We start from the raw sequence: 25,624 nt of genomic DNA on the forward strand, positions 1-25,624 counted from the left end.
TCTGGAATATCTGCTGGTTAGCCTTAGATATCCAGGAACCTGACGTCCTTGGCGTTCTGCTGAATGAAGTTGCGGCGTGATTCCACGTCCTCGCCCATCAGGACGGAGAAGATCTGGTCTGCGGCCAGCGCGTCATCCATGGTGACCTGGAGCAGGGTGCGGTTGTCCGGGTCCATGGTGGTGTCCCACAGTTCCGTGTAGTCCATCTCGCCGAGACCCTTGTAGCGCTGGATGCCGTTGTCCTTGGGGATCCGGCGTCCGGCCGCCTGCCCCGCGAGGAGCTTGGCGTCGCGTTCTTTATCGCTGTACACGTAATCGTGGGCAGCGTTGGACCACTTGATCCGGTACAGCGGCGGCTGGGCCAGGTACACGTAGCCGTTTTCGATCAGCGGACGCATGTAGCGGAACAGCAGCGTCATCAGCAGGGTGGTGATGTGCTGGCCGTCCACGTCGGCATCGGCCATCAGGACGATCTTGTGGTACCGGAGCTTGGAAAGGTCAAAGTCCTCGCCGATGCCGGTGCCGAAGGCCGTGATCATGGACTGGACTTCCGCATTGCCCAGAGCCTTGTCGAGGCGGGCGCGTTCCACGTTCAGGATCTTGCCGCGGAGGGGAAGGATGGCCTGGGTCTCCGGGTTGCGGCCGCGCTTGGCGGAACCGCCTGCCGAGTCGCCCTCCACGATGTAGACCTCGCACCTCTCCGGGTCCTTGGAGGAGCAGTCGGACAGTTTGCCCGGCATGCCGAAGGATTCCAGCGGGCTCTTGCGGCGGGCGTTGTCGCGGGCCTTGCGTGCAGCCATCCGGGCCTGCGCGGCGGAGATCGCCTTGCGGATGACGTCGCGGGCGGGGCCGGGGTTGCGTTCCAGCCAGTCGCCCAGCCCGTCAGTCACCACGCGCTGGACGAAGCCCTTGACCTCGGAGTTGCCCAGCTTGGTCTTGGTCTGGCCCTCGAACTGGGGCTCTGCAAGCTTGACGGAAATGACGGCGGTGAGGCCCTCACGGATGTCGTCACCGGTGAGGTTGTCGTCCTTTTCCTTGATGATGCCCTTCTCCCGCGCGTAGCGGTTGATCAGGGAGGTCATGGCAGCACGGAAGCCCTCTTCGTGGGTTCCGCCCTCATGGGTGTTGATGGTGTTGGCGTAGGTGTGGACGCTCTCGGAGTAGGCGTTGGTCCACTGCATCGCCATTTCCAAGGCGATTTTCCGCTCTTTGTCCTCGGTTTCGAAGGCGATGACGTCCTCGTGGACCACGTCGACTTTCTTGCCCGAGTTGAGGTGCTTGACGTAGTCCAGCAGGCCCTCGTCGTACTGGTACACCACGGTGCGGTGTTCGGCGCTGACTTCGCCTTCGGTGACCATGCCGTCCAGGTCCAGGTCGGCGTCGGCCTCGTTGTCGCTGGTGGAGGTGCGCTCATCGGTCAGGGTGATGCGCAGGCCCTTGTTCAGGAAGGCCATCTGCTGGAAACGGGCGCGGAGCGTCTCGAAATCGAACTCGGTGGTCTCGAAGATCGCGGGGTCCGGGTAGAACGTCTGGGTGGTGCCGGTAGTATCGGTCTCTTCACCCTGCACCAGGCTGCCCTGGGGCTTGCCGCCGTCGGCAAAGGACATCCGCCAGACGTGGCCTTGGCGGCGCACCTCGGTATCCACCCTGCTGGAGAGTGCGTTGACAACGGAGATGCCCACGCCGTGCAGGCCGCCGGACACGGCGTAGCCGCCGCCGCCGAACTTGCCGCCCGCGTGCAGGATGGTCATGACCACTTCAACAGTGGGTTTGTGCTCAGTGGGGTGCATGTCCACGGGAATGCCGCGGCCGTCGTCAACAACCTTCACGCCGCCGTCGGCCTGCAGCACAACCTCAATATGGGTGCAGTAGCCGGCCAGGGCCTCATCGACCGAGTTGTCCACCACTTCGTAGACCAGGTGGTGGAGGCCGCGGGGTCCGGTGGAACCGATGTACATACCGGGACGTTTCCGGACAGCTTCCAGGCCTTCAAGGACGGTAATGTCGCTGGCGCCGTACTCCCGCGGCGGCGCAGCTTCGGCCGGGGTGTCGGGCGTACGGGCATCCTCGACTGCGGGTTCAACTGCCAGAATATCTGTATTGTCGTTAGCCACAGGCGCTGTCGACTCCTCTGTTCTCGATGATGGCCGGCCGAAAAGCTCTTCCAGGCATGGAAAAGCCGTCCGCCAACAGGCGCAAACTTATGGCGCCGGCTCTTAGCTGATGGTGGGATCCGAAATCCGCGTGCTGGAAGCGTGCGGAGAACGGACTCAGTCAACGTTTCACCGGCGCCCAGTTATCTACAACGATTCTACCGCGAAACGGGCCGGATCCCCGCATTCCAGGGGCGTGGATGGCGGGCAGGATGCCTCCCGCAGGCCGTTGACGCATCTAGGGGCTCCGAAACTCCGGCCTGCGGGTGCCTATACACCCTCCGGCCCTTCCAGGGCGCTACACGGCAATCAGAGGATTTTCAAGAGTTCGGCGCCGGGCTATCCGTAAGTGTCCCGGGGTCCACGGCCGTTCACTGTCCGGCCGCCCTTGCGCCAGCTGGGTGCGGTGGGGCCCAGAACCTGGATGCTTGTGACCACCCCGTCACCCAGTTCCACCCGGAATTTCTCAAGCAGGCTCACGCTGAGCAGCCGCAGCTGCGTTGCCCAGGCGGTTGAATCACACCTGACATGCAGGGTGGTGTCAGTGAAGCTTTCGGGCGTGCAGTGCGCGGAAATTTCCGGCCCCACCAACGTGGCCCATTCAGCCATCACAGAGCCAACGGCCACAGGAGAAGTCCAGCCGCGTTCAGCCACAAGGCGGCCTACTACCTTGCCCAGTCCCAAAGGATCCCGGCCGGTGGCATGGAACTGGCTGAACCCGCGGGTGTCCCGGATGCCGCGTTTGGCCTTTTGGGAACCGGGCCGCACCGCCGCCCTGCGGATCTCGCCCCGGGCAGCGGCAGCTTCCCGCATCCTGTTCAAGGCTGCCTGCGGCGCATCAATGTTGTCGGGCTCGCGGCCGGGCTGCCGGCCGGCGTCTTTTTCGTCCCTACTCATCGATACCTCCCGCGATGACCTTCACCCGCCGTCCGGACAACTCTTCCGGGATATCGGCGTCGACGGCGGCTGTCACCAGGACCTGTTCCGCGCCCGAGACTATTGCCGCCAGTTTACGCCTGCGCTGCACGTCCAGCTCTGCAAAAACATCATCGAGGATCAGGATGGGGGCGGATCCACCGGTGCGTGCGTCGTCCAGCATCACATAGTAGGAAGCAAGCCGCAGTGCCAGGCACATGGACCACGTTTCTCCGTGGGACGCATACCCCTTGGCGGGTGCCTGGCCCAGGACCAGTTCGAGTTCGTCGCGGTGGGGACCCACCAGCGAAATGCCGCGTTCCAGTTCCTTGCGCCGGGCATCGGCGAAGGCGCGCACGTATCGCTCCGTCAGCTCCTCCACGGTGAGCCGGCGCAGGTCTTCGGCTTCGGCCGGAGTACCTCCGGCTTCGCTGCCGGCAGCCCGTAACTCCGGGGCGCCGTCGTCGTCCATCTGGTTCTGAAGGGTGGAGCGGTAGACGGCGTCAGCGGGCTTTGAAGTATCCGTGAGCCCGGCGTACGCCCGGGCAAGGTGCGGACGCAAGCGCTCCACCAGCTCAAGCCGGGCGTACAGCAGCTCGGCTCCGGCCTTGGCCATGTGCTGGTCCCACACGTCAAGTGTTGCTTCATGGGCTGACGTGAATTTGCCTGCCCGGGCTGATTTCAGCAGCGCATTGCGCTGCTTCAGCACACGGTCGTAATCACTGCGGGTGGCGGCGTGGTGCGGGACCAGGCTGGCAAGGAGTTCATCCAGGAACCGGCGGCGGTTCGAGGGATCGCCCTTGACCAGGGCCAGGTCCTCCGGGGCAAAAAGAACCGTCTGGCAGATGCCCAGCAGGTCTCGGGCGCGCACCGGGTTGCTGCGGTTGATCCGGCCGCGGTTGGCCCGCCCGGCGTTGATTTCCAGTTCGAGTACCGTAATCTGCCCGCCGCGGACAAGGCGGGCCCGGACCAGTGCACGTTCGGTGCCGAACCGCAGGAGTGGACCATCGGAGCTGACGCGGTGGGAGCTGAGGGTGGCGAGGTACCCGATGGCTTCCATCAGGTTGGTTTTGCCGATGCCGTTGTAGCCCACCAGGACGGTGACGCCGGGGCCCAGGGCAAGGTCCACCTGGGCGTAGCTGCGGAAATCAGTCAGCGAGAGGTGTTCTATGTACACGCGGTTTTCGGCAATTCTGGGAACCTCGCAGGTCCCCGCTGGCTGCTATTTGGCGGGACGGGTGGCGTGGCCGCCGAACTGGTGGCGCAGGGCGGACACCATCTTCATGGCCGGGGAGCTGTCCTCGCGGGACTCGAACCGGGCAAACAGGGCGGCGGTGATGGCCGGTGCGGGAATGGCGTTGGCAATGGCTTCTTCCACAGTCCACCGGCCCTCGCCCGAGTCCTCGACGTAGTCGTCGATGTTCTGCAGTCCCGGGTCCTCGTCCAGCGCCTTGACCAGGAGGTCCAGCAGCCAGGACCGGACCACGGTGCCTTTCTGCCAGGCCCGGAAGGTGCCGGGCAGGTCATTGATGATGTCCTTGGACGCCAGAAGCTGGTAGCCCTCGGCATATGCCTGCATCAGGCCGTACTCGATGCCGTTGTGGACCATCTTGGCGTAGTGGCCTGCGCCGATACCACCCACGTGGACAAAGCTGTCAGCCCGTTCGCCTTCGGGCCGCAGGGCATCGAAAACCGGAAGCGCGCGTTCGATGTCTGCCGCGTCCCCGCCGGCCATCAGGCCATAACCGTTCTGCAACCCCCACACACCGCCGGACACACCGCAGTCCGCGAAGTGGATGCCCTTGGCAGCAAGGAGTTCGCCGTGTTTCTGGTCCTCAGTGAAGCGGGAGTTCCCGCCGTCGATCACCAGGTCACCCTGGTCCAGCTTTTCGCCGAGTTCCTTGATGACGGCGTCGGTGATGTCGCCAGCCGGCACCATCACCCAGACGAGCCGCGGGGCGGGGACAGCTGCGATGAGCTCATCGATGGAGCCGGTGTCCGTGACGTCCGGGTTCCGGTCGTAGCCGGTAACCTCCACGCCACCCTTGCGCAGACGTTCGCGCATGTTGAATCCCATTTTGCCAAGGCCGATCAGTCCAATGTGCATGGTGGAATCTCTTTCTGCGCTGGGTGTCTGGAAGGCGGGGGTGGCGGTGGTTGGGGCCCCATCGGCGAGGGGCCCGGCCTGAGCTTGCGAAGGCTGGGAGCCGATGGGGATTAGTTGGGGAGGCGGACCGGCATCACGAGGTAGCGGTAGTCATCCTGGTCTTCGCCGTCCGCGTCTGCCTGGGCCGTGATCATGGCCGGCTTCGGGGCAGTGGTGAACGAGAACCGGACAAACTTGGTTTCAATGACGCTCAGGCCCTCCACCAGGTAATGGGGGTTGAAGGCCACGGTGATGTCGTCACCGGACAGTTGGGCTTCCAGTTCCTCGGAGGCCTGGGCGTCCTCGCCGGTGCCGGCGTCCAGATTGAGCAGGCCCTGGGTGAACGCCAGACGGACGGGGGTGTTGCGCTCTGCCACCAGCGAGACACGGCGTACCGCTTCCACAAGTTCCTGGGTCTGGACCGTGGCGTGGATGGGGGTGGAATCCGGGAAGAGCGAACGGATCTTCGGGTAGTCCCCGTCCACCAGCAGGGATGTGGTGGTGCGGCCGCCGCTTTCGAAACCGATCAGCCGGCTGTCGTCATCCGAGAGGGCAAGCTGGATATCTCCGCTGTTGCCCAGAGTCTTGGCCACTTCGTTCAAGGTTTTTGCCTTGACCAGCGCGCTGGTGGAAATGCCGGGGGTGACCGGCTTCCACGGCACTTCACGCATCGCGAGGCGGTAACGGTCGGTCGCGAGCAGGGTGATGAGGTCGTCCTCGATCTCCATCCGCACACCGGTGAGGATGGGCAGGGTGTCGTCCTTGCTCGCCGCAATGATCACCTGGGAGACGGCCTGGGCAAAAGAGTCACCCGGAACTGTTCCGCTGACGGCCGGCAGGGCCGGAAGCGGCGGGTACTCAGCCTCGGGCATCGTTGCCAGGTGGAAGCTGCTTCGGCGGCAGGTGAGGGTGACTTTGTTGCCGTCAGTTTCGACGTCGACCGGCGCCGAAGGCAGGCTGCGGCAGATGTCGGCGAGGAGGCGGCCGGAAACCAGGATGGTCCCCTCGTCCCGGATGTCAGCGGCAATCTCCAGGCGTGCGGAGGTTTCATAGTCGAAGCTTGAGAGGCTGACCGTGCCTGCCTCAGCCTTCAAAAGGAGGCCGGAAAGGACGGGAACAGGCGGCCGCGGAGACAACGAGCGGGCTGTCCAGGTGACGGCTTCTGCCAGGACGTCCCGATCGACTCTGAACTTCACGGAAGGGTGCCGCCTTTCATTGCTGCTGCTGTGATGTGCTTCGAAACTTCCCGCAGGAAGCCCCTCAAGGAGTTGTCCCATGCCGTGAACCTGCATGGTCCGTGCTGCCTGAACCACGCAGAAACCCAAGGATGGGAGCGCTGCTGACAGCTTAGCCGGAAGATCCGGGATTAACCCATCCCCACTTTGCGCCGCTGGCCCCTTGGGGCCGGCAGCCCCTCGGCGCGGTGCGGGCGAATCGATCTTGTTGTTTGAGGGAGTTCAAATTTTTGGGATTAGTAGTGTTAATAACTGCTGTGGAAACTGTGGATAACTGCTTCCCGCCGCGGGATCCGGCGGTTAAGCCCTGTTCATGGACTGTGGGCGGAGCAGGTTTTAAACAGGGTGTGGATGGGGATAAGAATTTTGGCGTTTTTCACGATCCACAGGCGGCTTAAGGGTTTTAAGCCCATTAACCGCGGTTGTCCCCTTAACTATCCACAGGCTTATCCACATGCACCTGTTAATAAGGTATAGGTGCTTCGTCAGGAATCGCGCTGCTGCTGCTTGATCCGGTTGGTCAGCTCGGTCACCTGGTTGTAAATCACACGGCGCTCGGCCATCAGTTCACGGATCTTCCGGTCTGCGTGGATCACCGTGGTGTGGTCGCGGCCGCCGAGTTCCTGGCCGATCTTGGGAAGTGACATGTCCGTCAGTTCCCGGCACAGGTACATGGCGATCTGGCGTGCGGTGACCAGCGTCCTGGTGCGGGACTTGCTGCAGAGCTCTTCCATGCTGAGCTTGAAGTACTCGGCCGTCTGCTGCAGGATCTGGCTCGAAGTGATCTCCTGCGCGCCGTCGTCGGTGATGAGGTCCTTGAGCACCATCTCGGCCAGGGCCACGTCAACGGGTTGGCGGTTGAGGCTGGCGAACGCGGTAACCCTGATCAGGGCGCCTTCAAGTTCGCGGATGTTGCTTGAAATCTTGGACGCGATGTACTCGAGGGCGTCATCCGGAGCGGAAAGACCTTCGCTGAGGGCCTTCTTCCGGAGGATGGCGATACGCGTTTCCAGTTCGGGCGGCTGGATGTCCGTCAGCAGGCCCCACTCAAAGCGGGATTTCATCCGGTCCTCGAACCCGGCGAGCAGCTTGGGCGGCTGGTCCGAGGTGATGACCACCTGCTTGTTGTTGTTGTGCAGCGAGTTGAACGTGTGGAAGAACTCCTCGAGCGTCCGGTCCTTCCCGGCCAGGAACTGGATGTCATCGATCAGCAGGACGTCAACGTTGCGGTAGGTGGTTTTGAAGCTGGCGCCTTCATCGTCCCGGATGGAGTTGATGAAGTCGTTGGTGAATTCTTCCGAATTGACGTACCGGACCCGGATCCCGCTGTAGAGCCGCCTGGCATAGTGCCCGATCGCGTGCAGGAGGTGGGTCTTTCCCAGGCCCGAGTCGCCGTAGATGAACAGCGGGTTATAAGCCTTGGCCGGCGCTTCCGCCACGGCAACGGCTGCAGCGTGGGCGAACCGGTTCGAGGAACCGATCACGAAGGTGTCGAAGACGTACTTGGGGTTCAGCCGGCCGAACTCGTGGGAGGTGCTGGGCAGCATTGGCTGCGGCTTCTGTTCGATCAACTGGTCCGCCGAGAAGGAAGGCTCGACGACGGGTTCGGGCTCTTCGTGGATGGGCACCAGGTCCGTATCCACGTCAATGGCGCAGCGGATGTCCTCGGAGAAGACGCTGTGCAGGGCATCGTCCAGCGCGTCCTTGACCTGGGTCTGGAGTACCTCGCGGGTCAGCTCGTTGGGTACTGCCACCAGCAGGGTGGAACCGATCAGGCCCTGGGCCTGGGCGAGGATGACAAAGCCACGCTGCCGCGGTGAAACGCGGTGGTCCTGCTCCAGCAGGCTGACAACGCGCCGCCAGGAACTTCCGACAGTATTGGCGTGGTTGGCTTCGTCTACTGTCATCAATGGGTTCCCTCAAAACTTGCTTTGCCTGCATTGCCTGCAGCCGCAAGCACGGAACCAGGATCCGGTTCAGCTTCATCCACAGGGTTATACACAGCAGGTGGATAATCGGCTACTGGGCCACTCTAGGGGATGAAAAGCCTAGAAGATAGCTGGCAAGTAGCTTGTGGATAATTACACGGTTGTGGTTCTGAATCGGGGCCTGTGAGCCACTTCATCCACAGGCCTGGAGGGCAGGTTTGCCACAGCTGGGGACAATGCCGATGGCCTGCTCCGGTTTGACTAGGCGCCCTGGATTGCCCTAACGTTGTGAAGTCCTTTGTGTCCGCTTTTTGGCCCCATCTGAATCTCTCAGACGCAGTGCGTTTGAGCAGCCGGGGGAAGCGTGCATATACAAAACTTAGCGTCGGCCAGTTCTTCCCCATTACTGATCGGGTGGGCGCACCTTTGATCCACTGGAGTAACTAACGTGAGCAAGCGGACTTTTCAGCCGAATAACCGCCGTCGAGCCAAGAAGCACGGCTTCCGCCTTCGTATGCGTACCCGTGCCGGCCGCGCCATCCTGGCAGCCCGTCGTGGCAAGGGCCGTACCGAGCTGTCGGCGTAAATACCTGACTTGTCGGTAGACGTTTCTTTGCGAGTTTAAGGTGCTGGCCACCCGCAACCGTTTGAGGACTGCAACCGATTTTTCAACAACTGTACGTTCCGGTGTCCGCAATGGACGCCGGAACGTAGTGTTATATACGGCAGCTATTGCTGCTGACGAACCCAGCCGGATCGGGTTCATTGTTTCCAAAGGTGTTGGGAACGCTGTGGTCAGGAACCTCGTTAAGAGGAGACTGAGGGAAGCCGGTGCTGCCTCGCTGCGCGAGTATGGTACCGGGTTCGCCATAGTGGTCAGGGCGCTGCCCGCGTCCGCGTCCGCCAGCTGGGACCAGCTGCTGTCGGATTACAACGCTGCACTGGAATCGACAATGACCCGGCTGGCCGGCCGCTCCCGGGCGGCTGCCAATGGTTCGGCCGGTACAACACAGGAGGGGACACCGCGTGCGTAACGCCACCGCCGTCGTCGCCCATTTCCATCCTGTGGTGGCCGCCGTGGTGCTGTTCCTCTGGAACCTGCCCCGCAACATCCTCATTCTTCTGCTGAAGGCCTACCGCAAGGTGGTTTCTCCCTTGTACGGCCAGGTCTGCAGGTTCTTTCCTTCATGCTCGGCCTACGCCCTTGAAGCGATTACTGTCCATGGTGCCGTCAAGGGGAGCTGGCTCGCTGTGCGCCGCCTTGCCCGATGCCACCCATGGAATGCCGGCGGTGTGGACCACGTCCCCGCCGGCCACCGGGAATGGCCCGCCAGCCGGACCCCCACAATTGTTGTGCTGAACAACCCGGACAAGTACCTGGCTGCTCGGACTGATGGAGAAGGCCGCACCGCGGCCTGACGAATAGGGATAAGTATGGACTTCTTTGAAACAATCATGTTTCCGTTCAAGTGGCTTGTGTCCGTCATCATGGTGGGCTTCCATGAGGGCTTGAGCACAATCGGCCTGCCCGAGGCATCGGGCTGGACGTGGACGTTGTCCATCATCGGCCTGGTGCTGGTGATCCGCGCTGCCCTGATTCCCGTATTCGTCAAGCAGATCAAGGCGCAGCGCGGTATGCAGCTGCTGCAGCCTGACCTGAAGAAACTGCAGGACAAGTACAAGGGCAAGACCGACCAGCTGTCCCGCCAGGCCATGGCGCAGGAACAGATGGCTATGTACAAAAAGCACGGAACCAACCCCTTCTCCGCGTGCCTGCCCATGCTGATCCAGATGCCGTTCTTCTTCGCACTGTTCACGGTGCTGTCCGGCATTTCGACGGCAAGCCGGGAGGGCGAAGGCATTGGCGCGATGAGCCACGAGCAGGTGGTTCAGTTTGATCAGTCCAGCATTTTCGGGGCTCCGCTGTCTGCCGCACTGCTTCACGGCGGCGTCACCAACGTGGCCGTCGTTGTCCTGAGCATCCTGATGATCCTCGCTATGACCGCGTCTCAGTTCATCACCCAGAAGCAGATCATGGCCAAGAACATGTCTGAAGAAGCCATGGCCAGCCCCTTTATGCGCCAGCAGAAGATGATGCTCTACATCCTGCCCATCGTGTTCGGTGTGGGCGGCATCAACTTCCCCATCGGTGTCCTGATCTACTGGACCACCACCAACCTCTGGACCATGGGCCAGCAGTTCTTTGTCATCCGCCGCATGCCGACGCCGGGATCCCCGGCAGCGAAGGCCCTCGCCGAACGCCGTGCCGCCAAGGGCCTTCCGGCCCTTTCGATCCTGACCGGTAAGAAGGACGACGACGCCGACGCAGCGGCTGCTGCCGCTGCCGTGGCGCAGGCCAAGGGACAGCGCATTCAGCCACAACGCAAGAACAGGAAGAAGAAGTAATGTCAGCCGAGAGCACCGAACAGGCCCTTTCTGAAGAGACGATTGACGAGCAGGACGAGTCCGTGGACCAGGACAATTCATCCCCCAAGGCTTCTTCCGCGAGCCGCCTGGAGGAAGAAGGCGACGTCGCAGCCGATTACCTCGAGGAACTGCTGGACATTGCGGATATCGACGGTGACATCGACATCGAGGTCCGGAACGGGCGCACCTACATCTCCATCGTTACCGAGGAGGAGTCGGACAGCCTCGACAGCCTCGTGGGCGAGGACGGCGAAGTCCTTGAAGCCCTGCAGGAACTGACCCGCCTTTCCGTGCTGTCCGCCACGGAAAACCGGTCCCGCCTGGTGCTGGATATCAACGGGTACCGGAAGGAACGCACCGGCCACCTGCAAAAGATCGCCGAGGATGCGGCCGCCGCCGTGAAGAAGACCGGCGAGGCAGTCGCCCTCAAACCGATGAGCGCCTACGAACGTAAGATCGTCCATGACGCCGTTGCCGACCTGGGCCTGGTGAGTGAGTCCGAGGGCGAAGGCGCCGGACGCCACATCGTTGTATCCGCGGACTAGAGAATTGCTGGTTCGCTAATCATGGTTGACATCACTCCCTCCGAGCTTCTGGCCGCCGAGAAGATTTTCGGTGACCGTCTGGACCTCGCTAAGCGGTATGTGGAACACCTGGCAACTTCGGGCACCGAGCGCGGGCTGATTGGCCCCCGCGAGATCCCCAGGCTCTGGAGCCGGCATGTCCTGAACTGTGCCGTCATTGAAAGCGCGATAGCCCATGGAAGCCACGTCGCCGACGTCGGAAGCGGCGCCGGACTCCCGGGCCTGTGCTTGGCCATTGCACGGCCGGACTTGGAACTGACCCTGATCGAGCCGCTGGAGCGGCGCGTGATCTGGCTTCAGGAAGTGGTGGACGATCTGGGCCTGGACAACGTCACCGTGATGCGGACGCGTGCTGAACTGGCCGTGGGGCACGTTGATGCTGACGTTGTGACCGCCCGCGCCGTTTCTGCGCTGACCAACCTTGCCGGCCTCACCATCCCCCTGCTCGGAGGCAAGGGTGAAGTGGTTGCCATCAAGGGCCGCAGTGCCGGCGAGGAAATTGAGAAGGCGGCCAAGGTTATCCGGAAGCTCGGCGGTGTCGAGACGTCTGTCCTGACAGTTGGCGAGAACCTGCTGGAGGAGCCCACCACCGTAGTACGCATCGTTGTAAACAAGTCCCAAAAGAAGCCCTAGTGTTGGCCCGGCAGCCGCAGTCTGCCGGGGTAAGCAGTTAGGCTAGTCAACGGCAGCAAAAATAGCTGAACGAGAGTGAGTGTGCCCCAGTGACCAGTAGCGAAGCCTCCACACAACGGATACCCCCGTTTGTGTCTCTGGGGTCCGCACGATCTTTCGCTGGGACTGTTTCGGGTGCCTCCGGTGTACTCGCGAATCAACCTGGTGCGGTAGCGAACACGTCTCCTGTCTTCGTTTCACGTGAAACAACCTCCACGGGTAGGGGGAATATCATCGACGCCATTGATGACTCCAGTCCCATCGCCCGGGAACTGGCACATGAGACACGCCGCCGGGAGCGGTTGGTGGGCCGCCAACTGCCGCGCCCCGAGACGACGCGTGTCTTCACCGTGTCCAACCAAAAGGGCGGTGTCGGCAAGACCACCACTACGGTGAATATCGCTGCGGCTCTCGCAGCCGCCGGGCTCAACGTCCTCGTCATTGACATTGACCCCCAAGGCAATGCCTCCACAGCCCTCGGGATCGAACACCACGCTGACGTGGACAGTATCTACGACGTCCTGATCAACGATGTTCCCCTGGCTGACGTTGTGGCCCAGTGCCCGGATATCGGGAACCTCATTTGCGCTCCCGCCACCATCCATCTGGCGGGTGCGGAAATTGAACTCGTATCCCTGGTGGCCCGCGAGCAGCGGCTCCGCCGCGCTATTGATGTTTACGCAAAGGTCCGGGAGAAAAACGGCGAGCAGCGGCTGGACTACATCTTCATCGACTGCCCGCCGAGCCTTGGCCTTCTGACGGTCAACGCATTCTGCGCAGCCAACGAAGTCCTCATTCCCATCCAGTGCGAGTACTACGCCCTGGAAGGCCTGAGCCAGCTGCTCAAGAACATCGAGATGATCCAAAAGCATCTCAACGCCGACCTGGTGGTGTCCACCATCCTGCTCACCATGTACGACGGCCGCACCAACCTTGCCGCGCAGGTAGCCGCCGAGGTCCGCCAGCATTTCCCGGAACAGGTCCTGTCCGCAGTGGTACCGCGTTCGGTGCGCATCTCGGAGGCTCCGAGCTACCAGCAGACGGTGATGACTTACGACCCCTCATCCAGTGGCGCACTGTCCTACCTGGAAGCCGCTGCCGAAATAGCAGAACGCTAAAATCTTCAAGAACTGCAACAACTGGAGTCCGGCTCGTCCTGGCTCTTCCACTGGAGGGATTTACCCATGAGCGAGAAGCGACGGGGCTTAGGCCGCGGTCTTGGCGCACTGATTCCGAGTTCCGCCGGTGCTAACGGTGCGGGCAACGGCACAGCGGTTGCGCGCCCTGTCGATCTCTTCTTTCCCGAGGGTCGCAGGAAGGCTGATCCCACCGAATCGGTTCTGGATTCTACTACTGCGAAAGAGCCCGCGGCCGGCACAGATGCCGACTCCCCGGAAACTGCCGTCGCCGAAGCAGCGGCACAGGACACAACGGACACATCGTCAAGCAACGGTACCGGCAAATCCACCGCCGCCAAGTCCTCTACTGCACGGCGCGCTACCGGATCCGCAACGTCCTCCAACGGGTCGGCTGCGAAGAACGATGCCAGCGCCAACGGTGCCGGCAAGACAAAGACCAGCGCTAAGAAGGTTGCGGAAGCAACAGAGGAGCCCGGCGATCCGGTTGACCTGCCCGCGGCTTCCGTCGGGTCTTTCGAAGCAGACAACGGCGTTGACCTGGTCGAGGTACCGGGCGTCCGCTTTGCCGAGATTCCTGTCACGGACATCCATCCGAACCGCAAACAGCCGCGTTCAGTCTTCGATGAAGACGACATGGCCGAGCTTGTTCACTCTGTCCGCGAAATCGGCGTCCTCCAGCCAATTGTGGTCCGGAAGTCTACCGAATCAGGTGGAGAACCGTTCGAGCTGGTTATGGGCGAGCGCCGGTGGCGTGCCGTGCAGGCTGCCGGGCTGGAGACTATCCCTGCAATCGTCAGGGACACCACGGATGATGACCTCCTGCGCGACGCGCTGCTCGAGAACCTTCACCGGAGCCAGCTCAATCCCTTGGAAGAGGCCGCGGCCTACCAGCAGCTCCTTGAAGATTTCGGCACTACTCACGAGCAACTGGCCGACCGCATCGGCCGGTCGCGGCCTCAGGTATCGAATACCTTGCGTTTGCTAAAGCTTCCTCCCCTTGTCCAGCGCCGGGTTGCTGCCGGTGTACTCTCGGCCGGCCACGCCCGAGCCCTTCTGGCGCTCCCTGACGCCGCTGCCATGGAAAGGCTGGCCCAGCGCATCGTCGCCGAGGGAATGTCCGTACGCGCCACGGAAGAGGCCGTTACGCTGTACCAGGATCCGGCGAAGCCCGCCAAGAACAACATTCCCCGCCCTGGCGCCCGTCATGAGCGTCTCGACTACTTGGCCTCCTCGCTGTCGGACCGTCTGGACACCAACGTCAAGATCTCGCTTGGCGTTCGCAAGGGACGGGTCAGCATTGAGTTCGCCAGCGTTGAGGATCTCAACCGGATCATGGATGTTCTGGCGCCCGGAGCGGATAACTAGTAACGAGCCTGCACCTGCGTTCATTGCTTTTGCCCTGTGTTGCGGTCTCGCGTGGCTGCTACGCGAATCCTTGATTGTTGCAGGTTCTCTTCAGCCCGCCTGAAGATTGGGAAGCCGTGTAGGTAGCCTGTTGGTTTTGCCCTCATTCCCTTGATGCCTGTCGTTGGTACCGCCGTCTTGGTTGCTGGCGATCATTAAGACTGGAGTAGCGGTGTCCGTCGTAGTGGCCTAGGCGCTGCTTGCCTCGCTTCCATACATTCAAGAAGAATGTGCAACCCGCGACGCCTGCCCGCCACTCAGCCATTCTTGTTTGGCGTTTCACGTGAAACGTTTTGTTTCCGGCGGGTAGCAGTGTTGCCTTCACTTCTCAGCGGGCCTAGCACTTGGCCTCAGAGCGATCGGGTTCTTGCGCACCGGCGCCACCAATTGGATGGGGAATCGGATGGTGGAGATGTCGTGTTTCAGCCATCCGATGAGCCGCAAACGACCAATGAACGCTAGAAGCGGCTGCTGTGAGCGCGCAGCTTTGCGGCTTCGGGTTACCTGCCTTGCCAAAGGAGCCCATAACGCTGGTCTTGCTGTGATGCGTCTGCAGTCAGCTCGCTCCAAGTTGTTTTGGGGGCCTGCGTAGCTCTCCTCCTTGCGGACAGCCAGGATCTTGATAACGGTATTCTGCATGATCATTTGGAACTACTTCTATGAAGGTTTAGCCATGTTTGCAGCTCCTGGTATCCAAATCTCACGTCCTCTCGCTTCGCAAGGCTTCTTGTTTTGATGACTTGAGGGGAAGCGGAGTGAGAAGGCCGGAGCGCGCCGTTTCACGTGAAACAGGACCCGATATTTCGCGCCGCCTCTCTACTGTGTCGCCATCTCAGCGACACCATCGCTGGTCAAATCTGCCGCTGCTTGCGGCGCTACGGCCCGCGATCGCACAGATACTTGTTGCTAAGCCAGGTCGTTACCCCGCTTTCGATGTGATCTTTTAGGCACCAGGTCCACATATTTGTGGTACTGCGTTGTTCCGAGATTCCAGCTATCGGTTAGACTCGCGAGAATACCGCCTAGACAGAGACGGTTTCTCCGCACGGGCGCTTCTCGCACAACCCTCGAGGTCCTTGCGTGCTAAGACCCTCTCACGTTTGAGGAGAGGCCGGTTGCGGAATCGCGCTGAATGCCGATAAGACTAGCCAGGTAGTATTCCCCCACGCGTCTGAATGTACGTCCTTGAGGACTTTGGGACGAAAGGGCTGCATGAATATGGAGTGCGCGCAGTTGAAGCCGGACTCTGCGAGGTCATGCGAGACTGCATGCATTTTGCGCAGCATCAACTATGCCTTCTCGCGATAGCCTCCCAGGCATGAACTGATGAGGTAAAGCTCTTGGACTCTTGGTCCGCCTTCTACCTTGCTCACATTCAGCTTGGCCAGCGCTAACGTGTCCTGCCACCTCTTGAGCCTCCCCCCCGGTTCCTCAATGACTACGGAAGCGGGCACGCCCTTAGCCAGGGCCTGTTCAACATGCGTCCGCTGGTGTTTCACGTGAAACGGCATCCCGCCCGCCGCTACGGTTTCACGTGAAAGGGCACCACCCACGCCGCTCTGGTTTCACGTGAAATGTTTGCGATCCAGGCCACTACGGTGCTGCCAGGATTTTGCGAGGACGGTTGGTCGGCTTTGCTAGCTGGGATGAGACGACGAGGAGTTCCCCAGCATGTCAATTCGCTAGACCTCCCGTGCACCCAAATGCCTGTCCTCTGCGCCTGAGTCGTAGTCTCATCCTCCCCCGATGATGCCGATGCCGGTGCCCGTGCACTGCTCTGGGAAGAGTAGCGGGCCTCCCCGTGACTTGCCGGCTGAAGAGTCCAATCCCTAAGGATAGGCCCGGCGATGGGCTTTGAGTGGCGGAGTACAGTTCGCAGCAATAGCGGTTGGCAGTACATTTTACCGAGCCGCCACTATCGAAAGCGGCCGGGGCATTGCACCAAACCCATCACGAATCAGAGAGTCCGTACCGCGAGGCCGATGGCCCAACTTTCCCGACGGTGCGAACGCGCTCCCCCGGAGGCGCCACACGGAATGCACCCCAAAGCTTGGTCCCTCGCTTTGCGTTCGGAACCCCTGTTCCGGCGGCATGAGCGGGGTCTCATCCGCCGACGCGGCCTTGGTACGCAAACACCTAGGCTGGTGTGGCTGTGTGGTTTCGCGCCTTTTGAAACACCTAGTGCGCACAAGGACATGGCCCTACCACCAGTCTATTTCCGATATGCCTGGCCAGGGCTTCACATCAGCCCGGAGGCGAGTCTCCGTAGGGCTTCGCGTCGGCCCGGAGGAGAGTCTCCGTAGGGCGTGCTCCAGCCTGGATGCCTTAGTCGTATCGGGAATTTGTGCACATACCTCACGGTGGATAAGGCTGTGGATAACTGTGTGGATAGTCACGCTGGAGCCTGTGGATGTGATGATGTTCTCATCCCACTTCCTGAACGGCCGGAGGTGACTCTGGATCGGTCACTGCAATGTGAGCGTGAGCTGTTTCACGTGAAACTCTAGGGAGCATCGACCAAGTCGCCTACTGGCGGAGCTGCTTGCCGAATAGAGGTCGTAACTCCACAATTTCCGGTTTACTCTGGCCGTTTTGGGCCTCACATCGGTGCTCAGGCGGCGGTCAGCGCCCGATCCTCGGAGACTGCATACCATCGTCCCAACCGTCCACGCGATGCTCACTCCTTATTGTTGCCTCCCGCCTAGTAGCAGTGCATTGTTTGCGCCTGTGGATAACACTGTGGATATTGGGGCGGCAGGCCTGTGGATATCTTGGGGATAACTAGGAGCGGACGACCCGACCGTGGGGTTGAACTGGGCGGATTCCTTTAGGTCTTTGGGTCTCTACACCTGGCCGCCCGAGCCAGACTACTTCTGGCTAACCAAAGCCCAACTGAACAGCGCATTCCTAAAGTCGACCTGAACACGGACGATTTGTTGGGATGACAATCATCTGCTGTACCGACTGCTAAAAGGACCCCATCAGGCTCGCTCTCTCGCTTCTGCTAGTAGGTCTGGGTGACCAAGGGGTCGGCCTCGGAGTACGTGTTGGTAGTCCCAAACCTCTGCGGCGGCAGACGCAGTGCCGTCATAACCTCGCCTTGCGCTCCTCTCGTTGCCCGGAAATCATGCGGCGCCTGTCGGCGCCTTGGTCTCCTCCAGGGGGTTCCCGATTTCGACTGGTGGTGGCGCAGGGAAGGGCGCCAGCCCATGCTCTTTTGACCAGAGTAGCTACTATGTTGGGTGCCGGTTTAGGGCTCGCCACCACCACGCGCAGTAGGCGGTGCTCTCCCGATGTCTCATACCGGAATCGACGTTTGCCTGGTCCTGGCTCCTGAGAAGATCCCTTGCCCGGTTCCGCAGAACTTCGAGAGATCGGGCAACTAACCCGCACCGTTTCACGTGAAACAGTGAGGAATGCGACGAGCAGCTGCGTCTGCTGCCGCGCAACCACGATATCTCTGTTGTCCATGAAGATCCTCTTGACGAGGCTCGGGCTGAATTAGGATAGTCCGGTAGCAAGGCTGTATCCGCCGCGCGTGCCGATGTGTGAAGCGGGATCGCGTCATGCAGCGTCCAGGACTGAGAGTTCATATCCATGTCGCCGTTGCTGAATCGATCCACGCCACACGGAACTACCGACACGCGGCCATAGATAGGTTCCACTGGTCTAAGAGGATCCAAGGGGAAGCAGAATGCTGAGCTGCGTAGCGGCAAACACCGCCATCACATGCTGGGACTACATCGCGGCCGTGGCCCCATCAGCACCGTGACCCGCCCCGGTATTGGTATCCAGCCCAACTTGGTGCAGAGTAGCGGCACGCTCCCCTTTTGCCCAATTCTTGCTCCGAGGCCGTATAGGTGGATCGTGCATCTGATAGGACTGTGCTTGGCGGATCTGCCCTCCCGTAACTTGTCTTTCCCGAATGGACGGGCTTTGGGACGAAAACTTTGCGGTCTGCCTGCGATGCACATCGGCGATGAGCCGGGCTGAGGGTTGCCCGCATAGCGGTGTCGTCCCGTACCTTACCGCTGTAGCGGTTCTGTGGGGCGCCGCAAGGCGGATGGGTCGTTGCGGTGCAGACCACAACCACATGACCATCGCAGTAATATGACCCCTCGTCGTGTAAAGGCACATTACGTTTCACGTGAAACAGTCCCATCAGGAGGCTGCACCAGGAAACAGGACGAGCGGGCGAGAAGCCATTGCGAATAGCCGCTAAGACTGCCCCTTCCCACGCGGCCACCGAAACCCCTGGCAATCCCCAAACAGGCCCGGGTAGCGCACGGCGGTGCCGGCAGCTGATCGCGGCGGCAACGCTGCAGCCGGTCTGGCACACGGTCAATCTACTCCCCCAGCATAGGGAAACAATGGAACTACTGTCCCTCCGGCCTGCTGGTGAACTGGATAGCCGTGGAGAGGAGAGGGTCCGAAGCGAACCAGCCAACAATAACCGTTAGTGCGAACGTCTCGAGTTGTATCTTGCGTATCTTGGAGGTTGCGGGCTCTCCGGTGAACCGGCGGACAGAAATTCCAGATCCTCTGACTGTGGTGCGTTGTTCCGGAGGTGTGGAGCACGAGCAGCAGGCTCACGTCCTTCAAGGGCGGAAGTCTCCTTGGGTGCTGCAATCTCGCGGTAGACGGGGAACTATATCCCTTCTTCTTTCCACCTTGAGCGTCTGACGTTTCACGTGAAACAAGGAGAACTCCCGGCATGATGGCTGTTTCACGTGAAACAGAAAAAGCTGGCGCGCCAAGCACAGGTTCTGAAGGATGGTCATTCGGGCTTAGGGCTACGAGGTAAACGAACCAGTGCGGAGAAGAGCTGTTTCCAGTTATGACAGCAAAAAAACAAAAAGGGTGGCCACCGCCCCAACGAGCAATGGCCACCCTCGACAGTTGCTGGACATCCAGCAACTGCTGTCGCCTAGGAAAGGACGTCAGCAAATTCTTTCTCGAAGAACTGCTTCGGCTTTGCGCCGATAACAGTGCTCTTCACTTCGCCGCCCTGGAACAGGTAAACGGCAGGGATGGAAGTGATGCCGTATTCGGCCGCGATGGCAGGGTTGTCATCCACGTTCAGCTTCACAACATCGACCTTCTCGCTGTACTCGACGGAGATCTCGTCGAGGATGGGGCCAAGCTTGCGGCAGGGACCGCACCACTCGGCCCAGAAATCAACGATAACCGGCTTTTCAGAGGACAGTACGTCCGTGCCGAAACTTGCGTCCGTTACATCTTTTGCGTTGCTCATAACCTTGTTTCTCTCTTCCTCTTCAATATCGCTTTACAGTTCAGGCTGGCAGGTCTGCTAGGTAGTGCTCCACGTCGATGGCAGCTACACAACCTGAGCCGGATGCGGTGATGGCCTGGCGGTAGGTGGGGTCAACGACGTCGCCGGCAGCAAAGACACCGGGAAGGCTCGTCTTGGAGCTCCTCCCCTGGACGGCGATGGTGCCCTCAGGGGTCAGTTCCAGGACGTCCTTAACGAGGTCGGTCCGCGGGTCGTTTCCGATCGCCACAAAGACACCCGTGACGGCAAGATCGGAAACCGTACCGTCAACCAGGTTCTTCAACTTCAGTCCGGTGACTTTGCTATCGCCGATAACGTCATCAACGGTGCTGTTCCAAATGAAGTTGATCTTCTCGTGCGCCAGCGCGCGGTCTGCCATAATCTTCGACGCCTTTAGCGAGTCGCGGCGGTGAACAACCGTTACCGATTTCGCAAACTTGGTGAGGAACAGTGCCTCTTCCATGGCGGAGTCTCCCCCGCCGATCACTGCGATGTCCTGATCCTTGAAAAAGAAACCGTCACAGGTTGCACACCAGCTAACGCCGTGACCGGAGAGCCGCTTCTCGTTGGGCAGGCCAAGCTCACGGTAGGCGGAGCCGGTGGAGAGGATTACTGCTTTTGCCTGGAAAGTTTCACCGGTGGCGATGGTGACCTTCTTGACCGGCCCTTCCAGCTCAAGTGACGTCACGTCCTCGAACTGGATCTCTGTGCCGAAGCGCGCTGCCTGCTTCTCGAAGTTCTCCATCAGGTCCGGTCCCATGATGCCTTCGGGGAATCCCGGATAGTTTTCCACGTCAGTGGTGTTCATCAGTTCCCCGCCGGCGGTGACGGAACCTGCCAGCAGGAGGGGCTTCAGGTTGGCGCGGGCAGTGTAGACAGCTGCCGTGTAGCCAGCCGGGCCGGAGCCGACGATGATGACATCACGTACGTCCGACGCGGTGTTTTCTGCGATGGTCACTGGACGGTGAACCTCTTCCTTTTTAGACGCGCCCCGCCGTGGAGGCCGGCCACATGGCACAACTGATACTGCTGGCTGAATATTCCGGCGCCCAGTCACGGAGGAATGCCGGCAGGCAGCACTAAGCCAGCTCCGTCAGGCGCTCTTTCAAGATTACCGTCCCCAAGCCAAACGAAAGTGCCGCCGTCCGCGGGTGCGGACGGCGGCGCTTCAACCCGGCTGGCTCGAGAGCGGCCCTGACGTTCGGTCAGGCCTTACTGGACCTTGATTTCGGCAAGTCGGAGACCATATCCATAACGCGTCTTGGGAGCGGCCAGCCGGGGCAGCGAATTGATCGAAACGATCACATACTGCGCCTGCACGGGCTCCGCCAGCGGGATATTCAGGTCCGTGGAGGTGAAGCTGTTCGTTCCAACAGCCTTGGCCCCATCGATTGACGGACGGTCGTTGGTGTAGACGGTGATGTTTCCGCCGGAGCCGCCGAGCTGCGAAAGCGTGATGGAAGAGACAGTGGCGGGGCTCTTCAGCTTGACCACGAGCGGCACACCTTGAAGTGCGAGCCCGCCCCAGTTTTCGGTGGCAAATTCCATGTCCGACCAGTAGCTGGCAGCGTTGCCGTCATAAGCCTTCACCAGGTCTCCGTCGAACGTGGCGGCGAAGTCGAAGTTGCCCTGCCGGCTTACCGATTCGATGGCGGGCGGGACGGCAGGCGGCGCGGAGGTCGGTGCCTGGGTAGGGGCGGAAGATCCTTCGGGCGCGCTGTTGTTTGTACTCGCAGCAGTCGGGTTGGCCTGGGGCTGCGAAGAAAACAGGCTGCCAAGGTTCGTTACGGCGAAAACAAGACCTGCGATGAGGACCACGGCCAGGAGCCCGCCCACCAGCCAGCGCATGGAACGGGGTTCACGTTCCGGGGCGTCCTGGTCGTCGTCATCATAGTCGTCCCGACCGGCGTAGGAGGCTCCGGCGCCGGAAGCAGCCGCGGGAGCCGCTTGCCGTGCCAAGACCGGAGACTTCTTCTTGACCGGCCGCGGTTCTTCTTCCACCGGCACGTCCTCGTACAGGTCCTGGTCACCGGTAGTGGTGTAGTCGTCCTCGGACCACAGGGAGACCTTCGGCTTCCCGGTTTCGGGCGCTTCTTCCTGGGTGGCAGGGCTGGAGGCGAAACTGGCAGTGGCCGGCTCGTCGGACTGCGCGGACGGACCGCCAGGGCGCCCCAACCCACTCGCGGCAGCGGCACCGGCAGCCGCACCCCCGGCAGCCCCACCCAGTGCAGAGGAGCCGGAAGGCTTGCGTCCGACGCCGGGCGCCGCCGTGGGACGTGCCGGCGGCTTGGGCGGTACTACGGGCGCCGTACGGTAAGGATCAACCTGGCTGGGGTGGGTGTCCGAGTACTTGATGTAACCGGCGTCGACGTTTTCTTCGTCATCGTCGTAGGGCTCGGGTTCATGGGAACGGGGCTGCCCAAAAATTTCGCTGCCCAAAGTGTCCGTGAAGAACGGCTCCACGTACGGGGGGTTGGACGCCACCACGAGATCCAACAGGTCTGCGGCGGATGTGTGGTTGGTGATGAGGTACGTGGCGGCGGCGGTGACGCCGAGGTCCAGCACCTGGACGTTCCCGGGACGCTCCCCTGTGGCAACCTCGCGGGCGCTCTGGGCAACCTGCTCAGTGTTCTCGGGGCCGGCAACCAGGATGCTGACCGGACGGTTAAGCACCTGGTCCACACCATCCAGCACCAGATCGTGGTCGTGCGAGGCCAATACGGTGGCTGTGACCTTGTAACGGCCGCCCAGTACTGATCCGACATCGATCGGGTTGGACACGTGTTCCTCCTAGACTGTCCGGTTTCGCCGGCTCGGGTGACGCAACCACCGTCCAGGGGCCAGCACCAGGCTGACCCTTGAATGTAACTACCCCTGTTCCCTTTCGATCCTAGCCGATCCAGCCCAACGGACCGTGGACCAAGGCAGCGGGAAACCGCCGCACTATCACTTTTTCCGTGGCCGCCGCGGCTTGAAATGCGGGTTCTCGCCGGCCTTGCCCTGGAAGGTGCGCCGGCCGGGCAACGGGATCTGCTCACGCAGCAAGCCGCCCCGTGCGGTACTGGGATGGTCCTCGCTGGGGAGGTAACCGCCGTCGGACGTCCCGGTGCCGGCATCGGCGGGTGGCTGCGGGGACGCCTCCCGCTGCGGAGCGGGGCCTGCACGGAAGGACACGGCGTCGAACTCGCCGGAAATACGCGGAATGAGGCCGGTGTCCACCGAGGTGGTGGCGCGCTCCGGCGCAGCGGGGCGACGGTCGCCGGAGGGCGCATCTGGTGAAGAGCCCGACGGCGGTTCCCCGCCGTCCGCGGAAGGCGGGGCAGATCCCCCGCGCCCCAGCCGTCCCATCAGGGGCCCGAGGAGGTCCCGCAGTTCTGATACCCGGAACAACTTGAGCAGGAAGAAGTAGGCCACCAGCATGACCGGGCCCACCACGATCACCGTGATCAGCGCTGTGATCCGGTCATGCCAGGCGAAACCTACCGGGCTGTAGCTGCCCATGAGCCAGAGCGCGCCTGCACCTGCAATGGCGGAACCCAGCGCGGCGTAGCCCATCCGGATGTAGGAGTTGGCGATCCTTGCCCCGTCCAGGTGGCCCAGGAGCCGGCGCAGGAAGTACGCGCTGATGACCACCGAGAGGATGTTGCCCACCATGTAGAGGACCGCGATGGCGTAGATGATCTGGTTGACGGGCAGGAACTGGATGGCAAACGCCCCGGCCACGTAAACAACGGCGAGCAGCAGCTGGATGTAGAACGGCGTGCGGGCGTCCTCGTTGGCGTAGAAGACGCGGGACATCATGAAGTTGGCGCTCATGAACGGGGTGCTGAGGGCGAGGATGGTCAGCGTCTGGGCCAGCATCACGCCGTCCTGGCGGATGCCGCCGGAGAAGAACATTCCGAGCGGGCCCGCGAGGGCGAAGAGCGCCAGGGCCCCGAAAACCGTTGCGACGGCCATGGTCCGCAGGCCGTGCGAGAGAGCGTCCCGCAGTTCGGCCCGGTTGCCCTCCTGGGACGCCCGTGTCATCCGGTTGAACAGGACCGTGGCCAGGGACAGGGCAATGATGGAGTGCGGCAGCAGGTACAGCTGGCTGGCCACCTCCAGCACCGCGTTGCCCGGCAGCATGCTTGCTGCGGGGTCACCCGCCTGCTGCAGCCGGAGCCGCTCTGCGCCGGGAATGGTGGCGATACGCATGACGTACAGGAAGGCAAGCTGCCCGACGGCGGCCGTCAGCAGCGTCCAGACGCTCAGCTTCGCTGCCTGGCCCAGTCCCACGCCGCGCCAGCCGAACCGCGGCCGGAGTCCCAGCTTCAACCGGATCACGGGAATCATCAGGATGGCTGTCTGCGACACCACTCCGATGGTGGAGAAGCCGGCCACAAAGAGCGTTTGGGTGTCTCCCCAGTTGTCCAGGGTATGCGGGCTGAACTCGTTGGTGCCGAAAATCCAGATGAACATGCCCAGCCCGGCGATCGCCACCACGTTGTTAAGGATGGGTGCCCACATCGCAGGCCCGAATGCGCCGTTGGCGTTCAGGACCTGGGTGAGGAGGGCGTAGAGGCCGTAGAAAAAGATCTGCGGCAGGCACCAGAAGGCGAACGTTACTGCCAGTGCCTTCTGCTGCGGTGAATACCCCTGCGTGGTGAGCTCAATGACCCAGGGCGCAGCCAGCGTCACCAGGGCTGTGAGCCCCAGCAGGAGCAGGACAGCCAGCGTCAGCAGCCGGCTGATGTAATCCGCTCCCCTGTCCGGAGCCTTGCTCGCCTTGATGATCTGCGGCACCAGGACGGCGTTGAACACGCCGCCAGCCACTAGAAGGAAGATCAGGTTGGGCAGGTTGTTGGCGTTGATGAAGGTGTCGTTGACCGTGGATCCGAGACCCAGGGCCGTGCCGAGCATCCAGGTCTTGCCGAAGCCCAGGAAACGCGACACCAGAGTCCCTGCGGCCATGATGGCGCTGGAGCGGGTTTCGCTTGCACCTGCAGCGGCCGGTTGGGCGACGTCCGGTGCCGCCGGCTCCGGGGGGACGCCGTCGGGCGCCGCGTCATCGGGCCGGCTGGACCTGTCGGAAGGAAAATTGGAAGCTGACATCGAGTTCATCGTCTCACCCGCCGGAGCCGATTACCGCACCGCGGGTGCCGGCGGTGCGGCCCTATAGGTGTTCGGGGAGGACTTCCCGGGCGAGGTCGGCAATGCGGCGCTCGTTGGGGAAGGACAGTTTGCGCGCAAGTTCCTGGATGGGAACCCAGGCCACATCCACCGCTTCCTGGTCCGGATCGTTCTCGATGGTGAGCTCGCCGCCGGTGGCACGCAGGAGGTAGTGATGAACGGTTTTATGGACGCGGTGGCCGCTTACGGTAAACCAGTAGTCGATGCTTCCCAGCGGCGCGAGGATGTCTCCTTCGATGCCGGTTTCCTCGGCAATCTCACGGACAGCGGCCTGCTCGTTGTTTTCCTTGCCCTCCGGATGCCCCTTGGGCAGGCACCATTCCAAACGTCCGCCGCGATTAAGGCGGGCGATGATGGCCACCCTCAGTTCGGCGTCGGACGTGTCCACAACGACGCCGCCGGCGGAGACTTCCTCCACCGTAGGCAGCGAGGCCGGTGCCGAATGCTGGGCAGGCGCAACGTGCGCACCGATTGCCGACGGCAACGGTGCGTTTGTCCTCCTGCCTGGAGCGCTCGGTACTGGATGGGCCATGGAGTCCACTCTAACGACTGTTGCCCG

General features: G+C 61.9%; 19 protein-coding genes. 8 read left to right on the plus strand and 11 right to left on the minus strand.

Features of this window, described 5'->3' with window-relative positions:
• Positions 1-23: 23 nt before the first annotated feature.
• The 6 genes from gyrB to dnaA all read right to left on the minus strand — a co-directional run bounded on the left by gyrB (position 24) and on the right by dnaA (position 8,356).
• Positions 24-2,114, minus strand: a complete 2,091-nt coding sequence (gyrB, locus tag ARTSIC4J27_RS20785; protein WP_050057109.1) for a DNA topoisomerase (ATP-hydrolyzing) subunit B — start codon at positions 2,112-2,114, stop codon at positions 24-26.
• Positions 2,115-2,492: 378 nt separating this feature from the next.
• Positions 2,493-3,050, minus strand: coding sequence for a DUF721 domain-containing protein (locus ARTSIC4J27_RS20790; RefSeq protein WP_050057110.1), 558 nt, complete (start codon positions 3,048-3,050; stop codon positions 2,493-2,495).
• Entirely contained in the window at positions 3,043-4,245 is a 1,203-nt protein-coding gene (gene recF / locus ARTSIC4J27_RS20795) for a DNA replication/repair protein RecF (RefSeq protein WP_050057111.1), read from the minus strand. Before recF ends, ARTSIC4J27_RS20790 begins: the two co-directional genes overlap by 8 nt.
• Positions 4,246-4,290: 45 nt before the next feature.
• Positions 4,291-5,175 (minus strand): phosphogluconate dehydrogenase (NAD(+)-dependent, decarboxylating), encoded by an 885-nt coding sequence (gene gnd / locus ARTSIC4J27_RS20800; protein ID WP_050057112.1) that lies wholly within the window; start codon positions 5,173-5,175, stop codon positions 4,291-4,293.
• 110 nt (positions 5,176-5,285) lie between these two features.
• Positions 5,286-6,410 (minus strand): DNA polymerase III subunit beta, encoded by a 1,125-nt coding sequence (gene dnaN, locus ARTSIC4J27_RS20805; RefSeq protein WP_050057273.1) that lies wholly within the window; start codon positions 6,408-6,410, stop codon positions 5,286-5,288.
• Between the two features lie 524 nt (positions 6,411-6,934).
• A complete protein-coding gene (dnaA, locus tag ARTSIC4J27_RS20810; protein ID WP_050057113.1) occupies positions 6,935-8,356 on the minus strand; it encodes a chromosomal replication initiator protein DnaA in 1,422 nt (473 codons plus the stop codon).
• Positions 8,357-8,825: 469 nt separating this feature from the next.
• On the opposite strand from dnaA, the gene rpmH reads away from it, so the two are divergent.
• From rpmH to ARTSIC4J27_RS20845, 8 genes are all read left to right on the plus strand, one after another.
• The gene (rpmH, locus tag ARTSIC4J27_RS22360; protein ID WP_003800212.1) at positions 8,826-8,963 is read left to right on the plus strand and encodes a 50S ribosomal protein L34; all 138 of its coding nucleotides are present in this window, start codon (positions 8,826-8,828) and stop codon (positions 8,961-8,963) included.
• Between the two features lie 40 nt (positions 8,964-9,003).
• Positions 9,004-9,411: a ribonuclease P protein component gene (rnpA, locus tag ARTSIC4J27_RS20815; protein ID WP_050057114.1), complete on the plus strand. Its 408-nt coding sequence runs from the start codon at positions 9,004-9,006 to the stop codon at positions 9,409-9,411.
• Positions 9,404-9,796 (plus strand): membrane protein insertion efficiency factor YidD, encoded by a 393-nt coding sequence (yidD, locus tag ARTSIC4J27_RS20820; RefSeq protein WP_200900865.1) that lies wholly within the window; start codon positions 9,404-9,406, stop codon positions 9,794-9,796. The genes rnpA and yidD overlap by 8 nt, the downstream gene beginning before the upstream one ends.
• Before the next feature lie 15 nt (positions 9,797-9,811).
• Complete coding sequence (gene yidC / locus ARTSIC4J27_RS20825) at positions 9,812-10,783, plus strand: membrane protein insertase YidC (RefSeq protein WP_050057116.1); 972 nt, start codon at positions 9,812-9,814, stop codon at positions 10,781-10,783.
• Complete coding sequence (locus ARTSIC4J27_RS20830; RefSeq protein ID WP_050057117.1) at positions 10,783-11,349, plus strand: Jag family protein; 567 nt, start codon at positions 10,783-10,785, stop codon at positions 11,347-11,349. Before yidC ends, ARTSIC4J27_RS20830 begins: the two co-directional genes overlap by 1 nt.
• A gap of 21 nt (positions 11,350-11,370) precedes the next feature.
• Positions 11,371-12,021 (plus strand): 16S rRNA (guanine(527)-N(7))-methyltransferase RsmG, encoded by a 651-nt coding sequence (gene rsmG, locus ARTSIC4J27_RS20835; protein ID WP_050057118.1) that lies wholly within the window; start codon positions 11,371-11,373, stop codon positions 12,019-12,021.
• Positions 12,022-12,110: 89 nt separating this feature from the next.
• Entirely contained in the window at positions 12,111-13,178 is a 1,068-nt protein-coding gene (locus ARTSIC4J27_RS20840; protein WP_235436806.1) for a ParA family protein, read from the plus strand.
• A gap of 66 nt (positions 13,179-13,244) precedes the next feature.
• A complete protein-coding gene (locus tag ARTSIC4J27_RS20845) occupies positions 13,245-14,564 on the plus strand; it encodes a ParB/RepB/Spo0J family partition protein (RefSeq protein WP_050057120.1) in 1,320 nt (439 codons plus the stop codon).
• Positions 14,565-19,530: 4,966 nt separating this feature from the next.
• On the opposite strand, the gene trxA is transcribed toward ARTSIC4J27_RS20845, so the two are convergent.
• The 5 genes from trxA to ARTSIC4J27_RS20880 form a co-directional block, all read right to left on the minus strand.
• Complete coding sequence (gene trxA / locus ARTSIC4J27_RS20860; RefSeq protein ID WP_050057123.1) at positions 19,531-19,857, minus strand: thioredoxin; 327 nt, start codon at positions 19,855-19,857, stop codon at positions 19,531-19,533.
• Between the two features lie 40 nt (positions 19,858-19,897).
• On the minus strand, positions 19,898-20,854 hold the full coding sequence (gene trxB, locus ARTSIC4J27_RS20865) for a thioredoxin-disulfide reductase (protein WP_050057124.1): 957 nt from the start codon (positions 20,852-20,854) through the stop codon (positions 19,898-19,900).
• 254 nt (positions 20,855-21,108) lie between these two features.
• Complete coding sequence (locus ARTSIC4J27_RS20870) at positions 21,109-22,677, minus strand: discoidin domain-containing protein (RefSeq protein ID WP_050057125.1); 1,569 nt, start codon at positions 22,675-22,677, stop codon at positions 21,109-21,111.
• Positions 22,678-22,842: 165 nt separating this feature from the next.
• Complete coding sequence (murJ, locus tag ARTSIC4J27_RS20875) at positions 22,843-24,987, minus strand: murein biosynthesis integral membrane protein MurJ (RefSeq protein ID WP_050057126.1); 2,145 nt, start codon at positions 24,985-24,987, stop codon at positions 22,843-22,845.
• Between the two features lie 61 nt (positions 24,988-25,048).
• Positions 25,049-25,549: an NUDIX hydrolase gene (locus tag ARTSIC4J27_RS20880; RefSeq protein ID WP_050057127.1), complete on the minus strand. Its 501-nt coding sequence runs from the start codon at positions 25,547-25,549 to the stop codon at positions 25,049-25,051.
• Positions 25,550-25,624: the final 75 nt, after the last annotated feature.

Source organism: Pseudarthrobacter siccitolerans (genome assembly GCF_001046895.1).
In the GTDB taxonomy this organism is placed as follows: domain Bacteria; phylum Actinomycetota; class Actinomycetes; order Actinomycetales; family Micrococcaceae; genus Arthrobacter; species Arthrobacter siccitolerans.